The sequence below is a fragment of the Campylobacter sp. S4:11 genome (genome assembly GCF_024723695.1).
GTDB lineage: Bacteria > Campylobacterota > Campylobacteria > Campylobacterales > Campylobacteraceae > Campylobacter_D > Campylobacter_D jejuni_C.
Genome location: NZ_JANQDC010000064.1, coordinates 1 through 1,038 on the forward strand (window position 1 = coordinate 1; position 1,038 = coordinate 1,038).

At 27.0% G+C, this 1,038-nt stretch carries 1 protein-coding gene and 1 pseudogene; both read right to left on the reverse strand.

Annotated elements, in window-relative coordinates; all coding sequences use genetic code 11:
- On the reverse strand, positions 1-644 hold a 644-nt coding region (locus tag CAMP5053_RS08170; RefSeq protein ID WP_337217638.1), incomplete at its 3' end, for a hypothetical protein.
- A pseudogene (locus CAMP5053_RS08175) lies at positions 628-1,038 on the reverse strand (hypothetical protein); the annotation flags it as partial. The gene CAMP5053_RS08170 and the pseudogene CAMP5053_RS08175, both read right to left, overlap by 17 nt.

Below are 1,038 nucleotides of genomic sequence, written 5' to 3' on the forward strand. Positions count from 1 at the left end.
GAGAAACCAAGAACTTCGTATATATTGTTGAATATTTCATCTATATTTTTATCATTTTTATAATATTGTCCATTGCCCAGATGGATAGTTTGTGGAAAATATTGTATTTTTGGATTTAAAAAAATTATTATTATTTCTTTAGCTTTTTGTGATATATAGTAACTCAGCTCCTCTCCTTGAGTGAATATTACAAAGGCACCAAATGCTACCAAAGGTGCTGAATCTGGACATAATATACCAACCAAACTCACAATTCCAGCTGCAATTGCAGTCGCAGAAATACCAACTGTATAAACAATAGTTTCAACCCCTTCAGCTATAGCTTTAATAACTACCGACCTTTCGCCATTAAGGACATATTCTAAAGAATAATCCATAATTTTTAAAGTGTTTTCTGTTGGTTTGGTTATTATTCTTATTTTTCTTGCTATTGGTTCTAAAGTAGGATATTGCTTGGAGTAGGAATTTACGGTGTTTTTTAATCTATCTACAGTATCCCGCAAATATTGAGTTTTATCTTGTATGTCTTCTATATCTTGTCTATTAAAATTTGCTATCCAATCCGGTATTATATCTTTTTTAGCAAGCACAGCATTTTCTATACCTTGTCTATCTTCAGGACTTAAATTATTTTCCGCATGCATTTAATCTTCCTTTAGCAAAATTTATGAAATAATTAAGTTTTTTTGTTACATATATTGTTTCGTATAATTCTTGATCTTGAAATTTTAAATCTGCATCATGAAATAAATTCATTTTTTTATAAGAATTAATCATATTTTCTAATAACTGTTCTTTTTGAGGTATAGAACACATAAGATTTATATCTAAAGTAAAACCAAAAAACAAGATATTATAAGTCATAAAATTAATTTCAAACATTATTTTACCTGGATTATACTTAGATGGTAATTTTTCAATTTCACTCATAAAGACAAGAAACTCATCCACAACATTTAAATAATTATTAATTTCTTTTAAATCAGTGCTATTGGAAATAAAATAAAAATAATTAAGATTATTTTGCATTTGCAAACC